We start from the raw sequence: 14,172 nt of genomic DNA, 5'->3' as shown, positions 1-14,172 counted from the left end.
CGTAAAAAAAGCATTAAATTCTTATAATTTCACGCACAAGAAAACACAGTATATGGGGCTTGACCTAAAGCCGCTCATAACCACGGTGCCTATCAAACTTGCTGAACTGTCAGGCAAGGTAGTGGCCATTGACGCTTTCAACACCATCTATCAATTCCTCTCCACCATCCGCGGGCCCACGGGCGAGCTCCTGATGAACGGCAGAGGAGAGGTGACGAGCCACCTCAGCGGCCTCTTTTATAGAAACATCAACCTGCTTGTAGAGAATATCAAGCCGGTGTACGTCTTTGACGGCAAGATGCACGCGCTCAAGGCGCAAGAGATAGAGCGCAGGTTCAAGCTAAAGCAGGAGGCAGTTGTCCAGTACAACCACGCGCTGGAAGAAGGCAGGATGGAAGACGCCGTGAAATACGGCAAGCGCACGTCCGTCCTGACAGACAGCATGGTCGAAGAATCAAAGACATTGCTGACCGCATTAGGCATACCGTACGTGCAGGCACCTGCCGACGGCGAGGCTGCGGCTGCTCACCTGACAAAGACGGGCGCGGCGTACGCGTCTGCAAGCCAGGATTATGATTCAATATTGTTTGGCGCAAAGAGGCTGGTGCGCAACCTTGCCGCATCAGGCAGGCGCAAGGTGCCGGGCAAGAGCACGTACATCGACGTCGAGCCCGAGATGGTAGAGCACGACAACGTGCTGAAAGAGACGGGCCTGACGCACGAGCAGCTGGTAGACGTTGGCATTCTTATTGGCACCGACTTTAACCCAAGCGGCTTTTCCGGCATCGGTCCCAAGACGGCTATAAAACTGATAAAGGAAAACGGCAGGCTGGAAAACGTCGACAAGATAAAGGGCCAGCTTGCAGAGGTGCCGTACCAGGAAATACGCGACATTTTCCTAAAGCCTGAAGTGCCAAAGGCAGACGGCGTCAGGTTTGGCGAGGTCAACCGCGAAAGGGTGCTTGACTTTCTCTGCGTGCAAAAGAGTTTTTCAACCGACAGGGTCGCCGGCACTCTTGACAAACTGCAAAAGGCGCAGGAAAGCAGGAGCCAGTCGCTTGAAAAGTGGTTTGGTTAGGATTTTGCAGAATTAGCTGGCTACTGCCAGTTTGTTCGTGGCTTTTTTCATGGCCTGCTTGGCCAGCTCGGCATCAAGAGCCATGAACTTTTTTATCACGGGATTGCTTTCGTCCAGCGTGTACAATTGTGCCATGCCGTACTTTCTTGTTTCTTTTACGATGCCAAACTGCACCAGATCATCCCATACCTTGTAGAATGTCGTTTTGGAAATTCCGGTGTTTTCTATGATCTCTTTTTTAGAGTAGTCGCTCCGGTTTTCCAGAAAAAAGTCTATTATCCTGAGCTTGGGCGTGTCTCCCAGATATTGAATTAGCAGTGATTTTTCCATTTTTCTTCTCTCACCTTAGGTTACTTTAGGTTATCTTAGGTTACTTTAACCTATAAGGTATTTATAGTTGACTACTAAAGGTATCATAAGCGGACTAATGTTCACCGACGAGGAGATCAGAGCCAGAATCGTTTTGAAACTGTACAGGCATGGCAAGTGGGGAGCAAGCCACACCTCGTTTGAAAACCTAAAGAAGGGCTTTAACCTCCGCGACCTTGGAAAAGACGGAACCAAGCGAGTAGACAAGATTGGCAAAGAGATGATAAAGGCGGGCCTGATAATGTCACACCCGACCGGCTATGGCTTGGAAATAAGCCTCAACCCTCGGTTCTCGCAGGAGCTGATGACGCTAATAAAAAGCCATTTTTCCGATGTCGAATGACTAGAAAGGTCGATGCTTTTATATAGACACTTGGAAGGTTATTGAGCCGTGGTAAACCCAAGAGCATGGCTTGCAGAAGCCATTGGAACTTATGCGCTGGTCTTCTTTGGACCGCTTGCAATCACTATAGCGATAGCGATGTTTGGCCTCAGCATGGGCCCTGACGCGCTGTTGATAATATCGTTTGCGCACGGCGCGGTCATCGGCCTGATGGTGTACGTCTTTGGCCACGTGTCAGGCACGCACATCAACCCTGCCGTGACGATAGCGATGATGGCGACGCGCAGGATAAACGTCAAGGACGGAGCCGCCTATATCGCGTTCCAGCTCATTGGCGCAGTCGCCGCGTCTGCGACGCTTGCCGCAATAATCCCGACGTACGCAAGCCAGGTCAACTATGGCGTACAGGGCGGGCCAAGCGAGTTCCTTAACAACAGCGCGGCATCAGGCTTTGCAGTCGAAGCGATACTGACCTTCTTTTTGCTGACGACGATATTCATGGTCGCAGTGCACAAAAAGGCGGCAGCCGGCTTTGCAGGGATTGCAATCGGCGGCATGATATTTCTGCTCCACCTGGTAGGCGTTCCGCTGACAGGCGCAAGCATGAATCCGGCAAGGACCTTTGGGCCGGCATTGGTGTCAGGCCACTGGGACTTTCACTGGATCTACTGGGCGGGACCAATCGTTGGCGCACTGGTTGCAGCCTTTATCATGAACTACATATTCGTGAAAAAGGCAGAAAAAGAAGAAACGGAAGCTCCTAGAGCTGAGAAAGCGCTCTAGAGTGCTTGTGCGTGTGCGGTCGCTCGCCGGCATATTTTCGGCGCATGTGGCCTGACGGCCTGCCGTAGATGAGCTCGAGGAACCACGCCTCGTGCTCTATCTCTTCTTTTAGAATGTCCTTGGCTATTTCGTAGGTGGCAGGATCCTTTCCTATTGTAAGGTTGCACAGCTTGTTCCAGTTGACGATTGCGCCCTGCTCGGCTGCAAGGCACTTTTTCAGGATTTCCTGGATGTTTGTTGTTGGCGTTGGCAGCTGCAGGAATTCGCACCCGGACATCCTTACGAATTCCATCGCGTCGTTTGGCAGCGTGCCTCCCAGCTCATAGATGCGCTGGATGCACGACTCGAAATGGCTCAGGTCTTCAAGGCGCGCGTCTTCGATGACGCCCTTTAGCCCTTCGCCGTCAAGGCCGGTGCAGTGCGCGCGCAGGTTCGTAAAGTAATAGTACGCGGTGAACTCGACTGACGCATTGTACACCAAGAGCCTTACTATCTCGTCCACGTTTGCCCCGTTCTGCTTTAGCACGTTTATCCCTACTACGTTTATCTTGTCATTGTTGTGGTGGTTGTCTTCGCTCATTCTTTGTCACGTGTCACTTGTGACAGGGCGGGCGTACAGGATCTAATAAGGTTTGATGTTTCCCGAAATTATTAGTATGTTCTACGACTATGAAATAGCGAATCAAATAACTTATTGTTATCTAATCATCAGATTAATCGTCAATAACTATAGAGGTTCAGTAAAAAGAGAATGCGCACGTTTCACGCTCAGAAATATTCCACTACTTTGGCCAGAATCGGTCAACTATGAGCAAAAGTGACTAGGAGGAGGGTGCGAACACATTTTGAGCGTGAAAACACACCAAAGATATAATTGCTAAAGCTAGACGGTTTCTGCGATTTACATGCGAGATGAAATATTAGAATGACACTTCCTTAATGCGTGATTCATTCTGTTTTAGATAGCTCAAGAAGCTTTCTTGACTGTTCCAATCCCACTATGGGCAGTACACCTGCGTCAAGCAGGCCAATCTGGGCAAGAACAGATGCTTGATCCCAATAGATGTGCTCGTGTGCAATCTTGCCATCCTCATCAAATTTCATAACTACTACAACAGGAATCTGCAGATACTTTCCTGTAGGTTTTACGCTTGGGAGAAGAAAATCAATTTCTCTATCATGTGTAAGACTAATAACAAGCTCGTCCACTACATGATCTTTTCCTACCGTACGAGAGATGCGCTCCATCTTTGTGTCTGCAGGCATTTTTCCTATGAAATGGTCTTTATAGAAATTATGGACGCCCTCGTATCCAATACCACTCGTCATAACGGGAACATGGTGTACGTATGGCTCTTTCGTCATTGTCTGCATTGTAGCATCTACATCTTTATTTTCAAATTCGTATTGGATATGCTTGTCAAAGACTTTGCCCAAGTCTAGCCGCGCGTCAAACCGCTCATTATCATGTTTCTTAAATGAACTTTCATCATTCTTCATAGAGATATTATCATTCTTGACATTAATCTGAATTTCGAATTAACTGAAATACAAGTGATGCGATAGGAGTTCCAGAACCCGAGGGTATGAAATTCGTAATGGAGAAATGTTGAATTATTCGGTCTCCAATTTTCAATTCGAGTAGAATCCCATGAACACTCATTCTCTAACAGAAGATATACATAGATAAAAGCTCTACTATGGTGTCTGTCAATTCAGTTTCCAGTTAAGATCCTTCAGCTGGAGGCATTTCATCTTCATAATTGTAATCTCTTCCATTCTTTGATATCCGTCTGTTCTTCTGATGTGTATGCTAGCTAGTTTTCTATCTAAAATAACGACTTATCGCATATTGTTCTTGACCTTGACATACTCAGATAGTGTTGGTTGTAAAACTACAGCCTGTTCGCCCAAGACAAAGATCTTGTCATAAACCATTTCGACTTTGCCCCAAAGTTTGCTAATTATCCCACGTTGCATCATTGATTCCATGTAATCCTTTGCCCTACCTTTAGCAGCTTTTTCGTCATAGATTATTTCAAGAGCAGGCCTGCGTAGCTTGGATACATCTCCTCCAAATATATTGACAAACCTTGCTTCATCATTCTTGTTTAACTTCACCTGACGCATTTCCACCCCTGTAATTGAAGTCAGAGGTAATTCGTAAAATGTTCCTCCCGCACCTGCCAAAAGGTTAGAGTCCTGACCTAGTTCAGATGCAGATAGTTCAAAAAGTTTCAGAAATATCAGTCTCTGATTTGTCAGATAAAACATCGAGCCAGATATCGAGATTGGGACCTCTTTTCTTTCTTGACCGAGAACCTTCTTGATGAATGCCTCCTTTACAAAGATCACTTCCGTCTGAGTGATACTCTGCGTTACAACTTTTTCATCATTTTCTAATTCCTTAATGATGCCAATCAGCTTTGGAGACGCAACTTGACTTTCAGTAGGCTTGACTGTCTGTTGTTGAACAATTTGAGGCCCGGAGATTGAGGAGCCGCAACCTGAACAGAACTTTGCTGCATTCGATGGTACTTGTGCTCCGCAATTTGGACAGAAGTTCATATTTAAAGCACATTCGCGATATAGATAAATCTTATCTTTGAATGTTCCATAAGATCATAAATCTAACATTCTTTCCGCTAGAATCCCGAATCTCAAACATGCTTTGTATTGCATTTCATGGCATTCAAAGCTCTCAAATAATTTGGCGACGTAATAACACCGTATGAGCTCCAAAGGAGAAAGAGAGCCTAAAAGAGAGGAAGAAAACAGCAGTACCGCCATTGCGCCGAGGAGGTTTGAAAACATGTTTGACAACTTTAGGCGCGACATGGAACGCATGATGAGGCCCTGGCCTCTGGCAACAATGAGCTGGCCAGACATGCCGTCGCTGTTTGAGGCAAGGGACATGAGGATGGCGCTGTACGACCTGGTAGACAAGGGCGACAGGTACGAGCTTCAGGTAGAAGTGCCGGGAATAGAAAAGGAAAAGATTGATGTCAAGGCCACAAGGTACACTGTCGAGATATCAGGCAAGCACTCGGAGAAAACAGAGGAAAAGGGCAAGCGCTACCTCTACACCGAAAGGCTGTACAGGTCGTTTTACCGAAACGTCCCGGTCCCGGAAGAAATAGTCCCTTCAAAAGTAAATGCCAAGGTGGACAACGGCATACTGAAACTGGAACTGCCAAAAAAAGTCCCGACAAAAGGTGAAGAGGAAACCAAGGTAGACGTCAAGTAATATCCTCTTTTTCTTTCAGAGGTCCATCAGGAACCTTATCGTCACTCTGTCGTTTTCCTGCCGTACAAGCATCTCGTGGTACGTTATCGCCTTTATCTCTACCTTGTAGTGGTGCCGGGCAAGGTCTATTTTCTCGCCTTTGGCGGTTCCGGTTAGCGAGTAACTGTCATCATCTTGCTTTTGTATCTTTACTGAAAATTCCGACATGGCAACGCCGTCTGATACCATCAAGAGCATCACCTTGTCAAGCCAGTCAAACAGCAGGGATTCAAGGTCGTGACCTTCTGCCTCTATCTTTATTTCCGTAACAGGCCGTACAGCAGAAATGTCTACCATCGTGTCCACAAGCCCGCGTGCGCCCTGTACGAACGCTTCCTCTAGCGTATTGCCGTACGCCTCTATCACGGCGTCTGTCATGTGGTCCAAAAACCGGTAGCCGCCTGCCACGACCACTTTTGCTGGCAGATATTATAACAACCTAACGCAAAATCTAAATGCCAACAGCCTCGTGCTACTGGTGTGAAGCTTGAACTTCCCCGCGGCATGAGGGACATTGAAAGCGACGACCTTGCAGGCATCAACTTCGTCCGGGAGAAATTCTTTGAAACCGCGCGGCTGTTCAACTTTCGCATGATGGAGCCCTCGCCACTTGAGATGCTCTCCACGCTTGAGGCCAAGAGCGGCGCTTCCATTTCAAACGAGATCTATGCGTTCAAGGACAAGGGCGACCGCGACGTTGCCCTGCGCTTTGACCTGACGATTGGCCTTACGCGCCATGTCGCTTCACGGCGCGACCTGAAGATGCCGGCCAAGATAGCGGCTTTTGCCGGCGTATGGCGCTACGACGAGCCGCAGGCAGGGCGCTACAGGTATTTCCACCAGTGGGATATTGAAGTGTACGGGCCCTTTTCGCAAGAATCCGACGCAGAGGTCATTGAATTCGTGTCGGCGTTTTTCAAAAAACTCGGGCTTGACGTCACAATCCAGGTAAACGACCGGCAATTGGTTGAAGAGTACATCAGAAAAGTGCTTGGCATAACCGAAGAAGAAAAGTTGCTCGAAATGTTTCGCGCCGTCGACAAGGTGCCAAAAAAGGGCGCGCAGGGCGTGCTGGCAGAATACAAGGACGCAATAGAGCCGGCAAAACTGCAGTCGCTGATTGACTTTTCAAAGGTGACAGGCTTGGCAAGTGAAGTCATGGCAAAGGCTGACGTGAAAGGCTTGCAGGCGTGGCAGAAACTGTCAGGCCTTATGGACTCGCTTGCTTCAAGGGGCGTGGCAAACGCAACGATAAACCTCGGGATAGTAAGGGGCCTTGATTATTACTCGGGCATTGTCTTTGAGGTGTTTGACGCCTCTGGCGAGGGAGGTGCGCTTGTGGGCGGCGGCAGGTACGACAGGCTCACGGACGCGTTTGGAAGAAAGGACATTGGCGCAACCGGCGCGGCTGGCGGAATAGAGCGCATCGTCCTTGCGCTGCAAAAACACAAGTCTCAGACAGCGACTGCAAAGGCACTTGCGTACGTCGCGTACGCGAATAGCGACGCAAAAGCAAGGGCGCTTGAAATCGCGTCTACATTAAGGAATGCAGGCATTGCAACCGACTATGACATGCTTGGAAGGGCATTACGTAAGCAATTAGACGACGCGTCCACCAAGGGCGCTGCGGTGACAGTCATCGTCGCGCCGGCAGAGCTTGCAGAAAACAAGGTGACTGTAAAATCCATGAAGGACGGCTCCGAAACCAAGCAGGATATTTCAAGCATTGCAGAAGCAGTTTCAAAGATGCTATAAGCAGAGTTTAAAATTTAAATGCATGATAAGTGCACTATATACAATGCCAAGCATCACCATAACGATCTCCGAGGAGGCGTACAAGGTGCTCAAGGCTGCAAAGAAAGAGAACGAGTCGTTCTCCGACGTAATCCTCCGCATTTTCCCACGCGGCGACCCACGCCGAATACTGGCCTACCTCCAGGATCACAGGCCGCTGGACGACGAGACGGCAGAAAGCATAAGACAGGCCAATAAAGAGTTACGGCGTAATTTCAAAGCCTCAGTACCGGAGATCTAGCGTGGCCTGCCTGGACACTGATTGCCTCATAGACTTGGCCAGAAACGACGAGAAGGCCATCGCCAAGGTCGCCGAGCTTTCAGACAGCGGCGAACTTTTGTTCACCACGATCATCAATGTCGCAGAATACTATGCAGGCACATTCAGGTCGAAAACCAGGGGAGCCGTTGAAAGCGCTCGCGACTACCTCCGACAGTTTTCAATACTGGTGCTCGACGAAGATTCGGTGCTGCTGTGGGGCAGGCTTTATAGCGAGCTCAAATCAAGCGCCATTGGAGACCGCGACCTCTTTATCGCCTGCATCGCCCTGGCAAACAAGCAGACATTATTGACCAGGAACAAGAAGCACTTTGAAAGGGTGCCTGGACTGCAGGTAGAAGGGTGGTAGTACGCTGACGTCGCCAAACATTGAAGTGCGCATGTAACCTATCGATTCCTTGGAAAATATTCAGAGCTTTATCATAGCCACGCTCTTCATCTTGACGATTCCGCTAGGCTTTTTGTCATACACCGCTCGCACCACTAGGTCTGGCGGGTCGTAGCTTACGTTCAGGTCGCCCACGTCAAGCTGCTGCATGTCATAGTTTACCTGTATCAGGTCCTCGCGCAGGCCGTTCTGCACAAGCAGCTTTTTTGCCTTTTCCACCACTTCCTGGTCGGAAGTGTTTGGCGCAAGGAACACCTTTGGGTTCAACGTATTTGTCAAATACTGCGACAGGTCAACAGTCATGTCCAGTTAAAGGTCACCAGCAAGACAGCGACTATTAACGTTTCCAGTTTGCACAAAGGTATTGGCATTGCCACATTAAGGCGCGGTCGTTTTGACTTTTTTACTTGCATAGCCTGCGGCCCATCCCTGTAGGTCACTAGGATGGCGCGTCGGCAAGAATCCAGGCAGGGATGGACCAAGGCTGTCTTGCAGGACGTGTTGTTTTACGTAGAGTAACAGTCTATTCAAGCAGCTTTCATTAAAGAAGTTCTGTTAAGCGGTATTGTAACCCTAAACAGCCAAGCAAGCAAATACGCATCAGGCGTGCGTCAGTTTGCATCGACTGCTTGCTCCTTGCCGCAACAAAAAAGTAGTTTGTATGGGACAAAGAAGAGTGAGAGCATGTCTGAAGAACGTCCCGAGAATGGAAGCGACAGCCGCCGAGAGCTAATAACCAAGGCACCAGAAACGCCTGCTGAAGAAATAGAAGAGGAGAGGGCAAAGAAGGAGAAACAAACCCTTTCCAGAGAATAGAGGACAAGGACGTACACTACGCCAAGGCAGAGATGCCGTTTATCCAGTAGTAGTTTTGCATCGCACTAACCAGCGCATCGTCATAGAACAGGCGAAACATTTGCAGCATTATTCGCGCGCTTGTATTGTTGTGGGAAGGAGTAGAAGCAGTCGAGGTGGCATACATGTACGCCAGTCATCATAGGATGGACACCACCTTTTGGAGACTTGGCCCCGACGGGATGCCTGCCTTCTTCACAAGCAAGCAAACTGCTACTTTTTCTTTACCTGCGCTCCCCCTTTTACGTACCTTTCAGTCCACTTTAGCTTCCTTGCGTCCCGGCGAAGTACAAACAGGTTCTTCTTGCATTTATCCGAGCATGTCCACAGTATCCTACCGTCATTTCTGACATGCATCAGGCCTGTCCCAGCAGGAATCGGACTTCCACAAAATGAGCAATTCCTAAAAGTCCGCGTGGAGATAACGTCGCTGGCACTTGTTCTTCTTCTTATCATTGTGCTAGATCATCCTTGGTACCCGCAGTGATTTTTTTAAAAAGTTTTGACGAGACTTCGGAAAGCTTGGTAATACGCCTCGTTTGTCTTGCATTCACGATGCAGACAGCGACAGCAACCAGCCAAGGCAGGCTCTGCTTCTCAGGCATTAACCTTTTGGCTGCCGACTACCTTGAAGCGGTACTGTGAAAAGTTCTGCCTGTACATGCGAGCATAGCTTTCGGCGGCGTCGTACGTCGCAAAAGTCTGCCTGACGCCGTCTATTGACACCTTGTCGCCATAGACGTCGATTATCTCTACCACGTACGATTTTGGGAGCTTCTTCTTTGCCTCCCGGAGCATTATGAACATGCTTGCCATGATAAAGATGATGGTTATCGTGCATATTGCCGCAAACTGGAAATCCTTTGCAAATGCCGCAAAGGGCTCGCCAAGGTTGTGCGCGAGCCACGAGTAGGCTACCGCAAGGGCTATTGCTGGAGCGCTTATCCAGTCCTCAAACATATGTGTGGGCGAGATGGATCCGGTTGCAACAAATAATAAGGGTTGTGGTTAGTGTTTCGCCTTGCCGATCTTTTTTGCGCCGTGCGCGGCCTTGAATCCGGACTTTGCCATCTTCAATCCCTTGACCAGCTTTATCGAGAATTTTGCAGCTTTAAAGCCTGCAAAGAGGGGCATCAGGCACAGCATGAGGATATCAAGCCAGTGCTTTTTGACAAACAGTTTTGGGTCACGAACCTGCCTGTATTTCAGAGCGATGTCAAAGGCAAGCACGCCAAAGACGGCCCACGAAAAGAGGTCCCAGAACTCCTCCACCTCTTTTGTGACAGGTATCGGGGGCTCGTGCAGGCCGATGAGGTCTGAATGTATGTTCAGGTAGCCGGCGAAAAAGAACATCACCAGCGCCGAAACAAAGATGTCAAAGGCCTTCTTCCCCAATACGCCCTCCTGTACGCAACAGTGGCCTATTAATGCCGCTTCAAGACCGTGTGTGATTGCTCATAATCAGGCGTTAAGTCACTTGTCGACGTTCTCTTGTTGGTTAGAATAAACGCGGCTGCTTATTATTGCTCACAGAAATATAGTCACAAAGATATTTAAGAGAATGTAAATCCCGGTAAGAAGGGCTGCCCGGAATTTGGTTGACACGATATCGCACGATGTCCTCATAATCGGCTCGGGGCTTGCGGGCCTGCGCGCTGCAATTGCAGCCGCCGCCACTGACAAGAATCTGAGCATCGGAGTCATTTCCAAGGTGCAGGTCATGCGCTCCCACTCTGTCTCCGCAGAAGGCGGGACTGCGGCCGTCCTGTACGAAGAGGAAGGCGACAACCAAGAATCCCACATATATGACACGGTAAAGGGAAGCGACTTTCTTGCAGACCAGGACGTGGCAGAGCGCCTCGTCCGCAACATGCCGTTTGAGGTTTATCAATTAGACCACTGGGGGATGCCGTGGTCAAGGCGCAAGGACGGCAGGATCGCGCAACGCAAGTTCGGCGGATACTCGTTTCCACGCGCGACTTTTGCGCAGGACAAGGTCGGCTTTTACGAGATGCAGACGCTGTATGATACCTGTCTAAAGCACGGCAACATCCACTTTTACAACGAGTGGTTCTGCACGTCGATACTGCGCGACTCGGCTTTCCAAGGAATCACTGCCATTGAAATAAAGACGGGCAACTTTACAATCTTCAAGGCGCCGGCAGGCATCATATGCACGGGCGGAGCAGGCAGGATATATAGCTTTTCCACGTATGCGTTTTCGTCAACCCCTGACGGCATCGACATGGCGTTTCGCGCCGGCCTTGCCATGAAGGACATGGAGTTTGTGCAGTTCCACCCGACGGGCATCATGCCGTCAGGCATCCTCATCACGGAAGGGGCAAGGGGCGAGGGTGGCTATCTGATAAATAGCAAGGGCGAGCGATTCATGACCAAGTACGCGCCCGGCAAGATGGAGCTGGCTCCCCGTGACGTGGTGTCGCGCTCCATGATAAGGGAGATACAGGAGGGCAGGGGATTCAAGCACGAGACAGGATTTGACTGCCTGAAACTTGACCTGACCCACCTTGGCGACGAGCGCATCAAGGAGGTCCTGGCAGGCATCCGCGAAATAGGGATAAAGTTCTCCGGAGTCGACATCATCGACGAGCCTATAGAGGTAAGGCCGGTGTGCCACTACATGATGGGAGGCATCCACGCCAACATTGACGGCGCAACGGAACTGCCGGGATTATGGACCGCCGGCGAGGCAGCATGCAACAGCACGCACGGCGCAAACCGCCTTGGCGCCAATTCCACTTCAGAGTGCATAGTGTGGGGCAGGATAACGGGCGAGCTTGCCGCGCAGTACGCATCTGCGCGCAAGTCAAAGTCAATTGAAATTTCGCAGGCGCAGGTAGCAGACGAGGAAAAGCGCATCTACGACGGCCTGTTCCGCGGGTCTGGAAGCGTAAACCCGTACCAGGTGCGCAAAGAATTGACGGACACGATGGACGACAAGGCGTACGTCTTTAGGAACGAGGAGGGGCTGTCGTCTGCCCTGAAAAAGGTGCGCGAGCTAAAGGCGGCGATGTGGAAGCACGTCGACGACAAGGCCAAGGAATACAACACCAACTTTGTAAACGTCATGGAGACGGACTCGATGCTCCGCACAGCGGAGGTGGTACTCGTAGGGGCGCTCAACCGCAAAGAATCCCGCGGGGCGCACGCAAGGACGGACTATCCAAACCGCGACGACACCAACTTCTTAAACCACACTCTTGCTTATCATACGCCGGATGGCCCCAGGATGGCTTGGCACCCGGTGACCTTTACGCGCTATGCGCCAGTGGAGAGGAAATACTGATATGGAGACTTCATCATCACCGGCCGACCGCGACAACCGCGAAGGGATTGCGGGATGGCTCAACCCGTCAAGGTACGGGTGGGAGCGCGTCTCGTACTGGCTGCAGAGGCTGACAGGCGTCGGCCTGCTTGCGTACTTCATAGGCCACATCTACGAGACCAGCAACCTCACAGGAGGCATTGACGCGTGGAACGCGATGTTGGACCTCACACAGACTCCTCTTGGCCACATGATACTGATACTTGTAATAGGCATGAGCACTTTCCATTCCGCTAACGGGATACGGCTGATATTCACGCACGGAGGCAAGGGCCTCGGCAAGCCGGGGAGGCCGGACTACCCATACGACGCAGTGTCGCTCAACTACAGGCAGAAATCCGGAATATGGATAGCGCTGATACTGGCGGCAGTGGCAATGCTGTACGGCGCATCGGTGCTGTTTGGAGGCGAATGATAAAAATTGCTCAAAGAAAGCGAGATAATGAAAATCCACTACATCACGGGCATTGCCGCAATATTCGTAGTCGCAGTGCACATCATGATGCGCCTCGTGATGCCCTACGGGCTCAGCCTAGAGTACGCAAACGTGATAGCAAACTACCACAACGTCCCGTACATCATGCTTTTGGAATCTATACTGGTGTTGATAGCGATCCACGGCTTTAACGGCCTGCGAATCATCCTGCTTGAAATGAGGCAGAGCAAGAACTGGGAAGGCATGGTTACTGCGGTCACGATAGCAGCGATGATTGGGATAGTGGCGTACGGGACCAGGACCATAATTGTGGTAAACGGGTTTTCACTAGGATGATGACAATAAATGGAGACAATAGAAAAAATCGAACGCCTTGACAAAAAGCGCGCAGAAGGACACCACAAGCACAGAGAGATCCAGAGGACGTCTATTACGTTAAAGGTGCTCAGGGGTAACAGGGCCGCCGGCGAGCGCACGAAGTACGACCTCTTTGAGGTGCCCGTGCAAAGATCCACAACCGTCCTTGACGCACTTTTGTACGCCAAGCAGTACCAGGACCACAGCATAGGCATCCGCTACTCGTGCAGGATGGCCTCCTGCGGCTCGTGCGGCATGAAGATAAACGGCATCCCAAGGCTTGCCTGCTACACCAAGGTGTCAGAGCTTGAAGGCGGCGTGATAACAGTCGAGCCCCTTGCCAACTTTCCGCACATACGCGACCTTGTCACCGACTTTGAGCAGTTCTTTGCGCACCACAAGAACATGCAGCCCTACATCCACAACGACGAAGCAGACATGGACACGAAGCAGGTAAACAGGATGTCAGAGTTTATGCAGAGCCCAGACGACGTGGACAAGTTCCTGCAGTTCTCGTACTGCATCAAGTGCGGACTGTGCTATTCTGCCTGCCCGACGGTGGCGACAGACACTAGGTTTCCCGGCCCGCAGGCGCTTGCGCAGGCATACCGCTATTTCATAGACAACCGCGACAACGCCTCAAAGGAGCGCCTTGACAAGGTGGACGATAGGCACGGGATATTCAGGTGCCACTTTGCCGGCTCGTGCAGCACCGTCTGCCCAAAGGGAGTCGACCCTGCGCTTGGCATACAGCTCTTGCGCGGGCACCTGCTTGGCTTTTCAAGCAACGAGAAAAAGAAAGCCGAGCTGAAGGACAGAAGCAAGCAATAGCAGGCCTGCCAAAGACTTCAAAAGTA

Annotated in this window: 21 protein-coding genes; 12 read left to right on the top strand and 9 right to left on the bottom strand. The window is 50.4% G+C overall.

Annotated elements, in window-relative coordinates; translation table 11 throughout:
* Positions 1–52 precede the first annotated feature (52 nt).
* Positions 53–1,078, top strand: coding sequence for a flap endonuclease-1 (gene fen / locus NTE_RS07180; RefSeq protein ID WP_148700403.1), 1,026 nt, complete (start codon positions 53–55; stop codon positions 1,076–1,078).
* A 12-nt stretch (positions 1,079–1,090) separates the two neighbouring features.
* Here the strand turns inward: fen and NTE_RS07175 are convergent, their stop codons facing one another.
* Positions 1,091–1,408: an IclR family transcriptional regulator gene (locus tag NTE_RS07175; RefSeq protein WP_148700402.1), complete on the bottom strand. Its 318-nt coding sequence runs from the start codon at positions 1,406–1,408 to the stop codon at positions 1,091–1,093.
* 97 nt (positions 1,409–1,505) lie between these two features.
* Here NTE_RS07175 and NTE_RS07170 point away from each other — a divergent pair, with 97 nt between their 5' ends.
* Complete coding sequence (locus tag NTE_RS07170; protein WP_148700401.1) at positions 1,506–1,790, top strand: hypothetical protein; 285 nt, start codon at positions 1,506–1,508, stop codon at positions 1,788–1,790.
* Between the two features lie 48 nt (positions 1,791–1,838).
* Positions 1,839–2,573 (top strand): MIP/aquaporin family protein, encoded by a 735-nt coding sequence (locus NTE_RS07165; RefSeq protein WP_148700400.1) that lies wholly within the window; start codon positions 1,839–1,841, stop codon positions 2,571–2,573.
* Here the strand turns inward: NTE_RS07165 and dps are convergent.
* From dps to NTE_RS07150, 3 genes are all read right to left on the bottom strand, one after another.
* Positions 2,551–3,153, bottom strand: a complete 603-nt coding sequence (dps, locus tag NTE_RS07160) for a DNA protection during starvation protein (RefSeq protein ID WP_148700399.1) — start codon at positions 3,151–3,153, stop codon at positions 2,551–2,553. The genes NTE_RS07165 and dps overlap by 23 nt on opposite strands.
* Before the next feature lie 368 nt (positions 3,154–3,521).
* Positions 3,522–4,073 carry an ester cyclase gene (locus NTE_RS07155; RefSeq protein ID WP_148700398.1) on the bottom strand — a complete coding sequence of 184 codons (552 nt, stop codon included), beginning with the start codon at positions 4,071–4,073 and terminating at the stop codon, positions 3,522–3,524.
* Positions 4,074–4,415: 342 nt separating this feature from the next.
* Positions 4,416–5,141 carry a zinc ribbon domain-containing protein gene (locus NTE_RS07150; RefSeq protein WP_148700397.1) on the bottom strand — a complete coding sequence of 242 codons (726 nt, stop codon included), beginning with the start codon at positions 5,139–5,141 and terminating at the stop codon, positions 4,416–4,418.
* A 163-nt stretch (positions 5,142–5,304) separates the two neighbouring features.
* On the opposite strand from NTE_RS07150, the gene NTE_RS07145 reads away from it, so the two are divergent.
* Positions 5,305–5,820, top strand: a complete 516-nt coding sequence (locus NTE_RS07145; protein WP_148700396.1) for an Hsp20/alpha crystallin family protein — start codon at positions 5,305–5,307, stop codon at positions 5,818–5,820.
* A 15-nt stretch (positions 5,821–5,835) separates the two neighbouring features.
* Here NTE_RS07145 and NTE_RS07140 read toward each other — a convergent pair whose 3' ends face one another.
* Complete coding sequence (locus NTE_RS07140; protein ID WP_148700395.1) at positions 5,836–6,267, bottom strand: archease; 432 nt, start codon at positions 6,265–6,267, stop codon at positions 5,836–5,838.
* A 72-nt stretch (positions 6,268–6,339) separates the two neighbouring features.
* Between NTE_RS07140 and hisS the strand changes: the two genes are divergently transcribed.
* From hisS to NTE_RS07125, 3 genes are read left to right on the top strand one after another with little or no spacing between them, the layout of a single operon-like run.
* On the top strand, positions 6,340–7,614 hold the full coding sequence (hisS, locus tag NTE_RS07135) for a histidine--tRNA ligase (RefSeq protein WP_226987227.1): 1,275 nt from the start codon (positions 6,340–6,342) through the stop codon (positions 7,612–7,614).
* A 43-nt stretch (positions 7,615–7,657) separates the two neighbouring features.
* The gene (locus tag NTE_RS07130) at positions 7,658–7,894 is read left to right on the top strand and encodes an antitoxin VapB family protein (protein ID WP_148700394.1); all 237 of its coding nucleotides are present in this window, start codon (positions 7,658–7,660) and stop codon (positions 7,892–7,894) included.
* Position 7,895: 1 nt separating this feature from the next.
* Entirely contained in the window at positions 7,896–8,282 is a 387-nt protein-coding gene (locus NTE_RS07125; RefSeq protein ID WP_148700393.1) for a type II toxin-antitoxin system VapC family toxin, read from the top strand.
* Positions 8,283–8,342: 60 nt separating this feature from the next.
* On the opposite strand, the gene NTE_RS07120 is transcribed toward NTE_RS07125, so the two are convergent.
* A complete protein-coding gene (locus tag NTE_RS07120; RefSeq protein WP_148700392.1) occupies positions 8,343–8,624 on the bottom strand; it encodes a hypothetical protein in 282 nt (93 codons plus the stop codon).
* 381 nt (positions 8,625–9,005) lie between these two features.
* Between NTE_RS07120 and NTE_RS17320 the strand changes: the two genes are divergently transcribed.
* The gene (locus NTE_RS17320; protein ID WP_264357945.1) at positions 9,006–9,137 is read left to right on the top strand and encodes a hypothetical protein; all 132 of its coding nucleotides are present in this window, start codon (positions 9,006–9,008) and stop codon (positions 9,135–9,137) included.
* Positions 9,138–9,389: 252 nt separating this feature from the next.
* Here the strand turns inward: NTE_RS17320 and NTE_RS07115 are convergent, their stop codons facing one another.
* The 3 genes from NTE_RS07115 to NTE_RS07105 form a co-directional block, all read right to left on the bottom strand.
* Positions 9,390–9,632, bottom strand: coding sequence for a 50S ribosomal protein L24e (locus NTE_RS07115; RefSeq protein WP_148700391.1), 243 nt, complete (start codon positions 9,630–9,632; stop codon positions 9,390–9,392).
* A 141-nt stretch (positions 9,633–9,773) separates the two neighbouring features.
* Complete coding sequence (locus tag NTE_RS07110; RefSeq protein WP_148700390.1) at positions 9,774–10,136, bottom strand: hypothetical protein; 363 nt, start codon at positions 10,134–10,136, stop codon at positions 9,774–9,776.
* A gap of 48 nt (positions 10,137–10,184) precedes the next feature.
* Positions 10,185–10,571, bottom strand: coding sequence for a hypothetical protein (locus tag NTE_RS07105; protein WP_148700389.1), 387 nt, complete (start codon positions 10,569–10,571; stop codon positions 10,185–10,187).
* Between the two features lie 199 nt (positions 10,572–10,770).
* Here NTE_RS07105 and NTE_RS07100 point away from each other — a divergent pair, with 199 nt between their 5' ends.
* From NTE_RS07100 to NTE_RS07085, 4 genes are read left to right on the top strand one after another with little or no spacing between them, the layout of a single operon-like run.
* Complete coding sequence (locus tag NTE_RS07100; protein ID WP_148700388.1) at positions 10,771–12,483, top strand: succinate dehydrogenase/fumarate reductase flavoprotein subunit; 1,713 nt, start codon at positions 10,771–10,773, stop codon at positions 12,481–12,483.
* A gap of 1 nt (position 12,484) precedes the next feature.
* Complete coding sequence (locus NTE_RS07095; RefSeq protein WP_148700387.1) at positions 12,485–12,937, top strand: succinate dehydrogenase/fumarate reductase transmembrane subunit; 453 nt, start codon at positions 12,485–12,487, stop codon at positions 12,935–12,937.
* Between the two features lie 27 nt (positions 12,938–12,964).
* On the top strand, positions 12,965–13,294 hold the full coding sequence (locus tag NTE_RS07090; protein ID WP_148702072.1) for a succinate dehydrogenase/fumarate reductase transmembrane subunit: 330 nt from the start codon (positions 12,965–12,967) through the stop codon (positions 13,292–13,294).
* A 9-nt stretch (positions 13,295–13,303) separates the two neighbouring features.
* Entirely contained in the window at positions 13,304–14,146 is an 843-nt protein-coding gene (locus NTE_RS07085) for a succinate dehydrogenase/fumarate reductase iron-sulfur subunit (protein WP_148700386.1), read from the top strand.
* The last annotated feature ends 26 nt before the right edge of the window (positions 14,147–14,172 follow it).

Source organism: Candidatus Nitrososphaera evergladensis SR1, assembly GCF_000730285.1.
Taxonomy (GTDB): Archaea; Thermoproteota; Nitrososphaeria; order Nitrososphaerales; family Nitrososphaeraceae; genus Nitrososphaera; species Nitrososphaera evergladensis.
The sequence above is the reverse complement of the archived record's forward strand: the minus strand, read 5'-3'. Positions and strand labels throughout refer to the sequence as shown.

Bases quoted from the DNA above. Each gene is read 5' to 3' on its own strand.
- NTE_RS07175 (WP_148700402.1), bottom strand. From the start codon at position 1,408: ATGGAAAAATCACTGCTAATTCAATATCTGGGAGACACGCCCAAGCTC.
- NTE_RS07145 (WP_148700396.1), top strand. From the start codon at position 5,305: ATGAGCTCCAAAGGAGAAAGAGAGCCTAAAAGAGAGGAAGAAAACAGC.
- fen (WP_148700403.1), top strand. From the start codon at position 53: ATGGGGCTTGACCTAAAGCCGCTCATAACCACGGTGCCTATCAAACTT.
- NTE_RS07170 (WP_148700401.1), top strand. From the start codon at position 1,506: ATGTTCACCGACGAGGAGATCAGAGCCAGAATCGTTTTGAAACTGTAC.
- NTE_RS17320 (WP_264357945.1), top strand. From the start codon at position 9,006: ATGTCTGAAGAACGTCCCGAGAATGGAAGCGACAGCCGCCGAGAGCTA.
- NTE_RS07150 (WP_148700397.1), bottom strand. From the start codon at position 5,141: ATGAACTTCTGTCCAAATTGCGGAGCACAAGTACCATCGAATGCAGCA.
- NTE_RS07115 (WP_148700391.1), bottom strand. From the start codon at position 9,632: ATGATAAGAAGAAGAACAAGTGCCAGCGACGTTATCTCCACGCGGACT.
- dps (WP_148700399.1), bottom strand. From the start codon at position 3,153: ATGAGCGAAGACAACCACCACAACAATGACAAGATAAACGTAGTAGGG.
- NTE_RS07085 (WP_148700386.1), top strand. From the start codon at position 13,304: ATGGAGACAATAGAAAAAATCGAACGCCTTGACAAAAAGCGCGCAGAA.
- NTE_RS07120 (WP_148700392.1), bottom strand. From the start codon at position 8,624: ATGACTGTTGACCTGTCGCAGTATTTGACAAATACGTTGAACCCAAAG.
- NTE_RS07095 (WP_148700387.1), top strand. From the start codon at position 12,485: ATGGAGACTTCATCATCACCGGCCGACCGCGACAACCGCGAAGGGATT.
- NTE_RS07155 (WP_148700398.1), bottom strand. From the start codon at position 4,073: ATGAAGAATGATGAAAGTTCATTTAAGAAACATGATAATGAGCGGTTT.
- NTE_RS07130 (WP_148700394.1), top strand. From the start codon at position 7,658: ATGCCAAGCATCACCATAACGATCTCCGAGGAGGCGTACAAGGTGCTC.
- NTE_RS07110 (WP_148700390.1), bottom strand. From the start codon at position 10,136: ATGTTTGAGGACTGGATAAGCGCTCCAGCAATAGCCCTTGCGGTAGCC.
- NTE_RS07090 (WP_148702072.1), top strand. From the start codon at position 12,965: ATGAAAATCCACTACATCACGGGCATTGCCGCAATATTCGTAGTCGCA.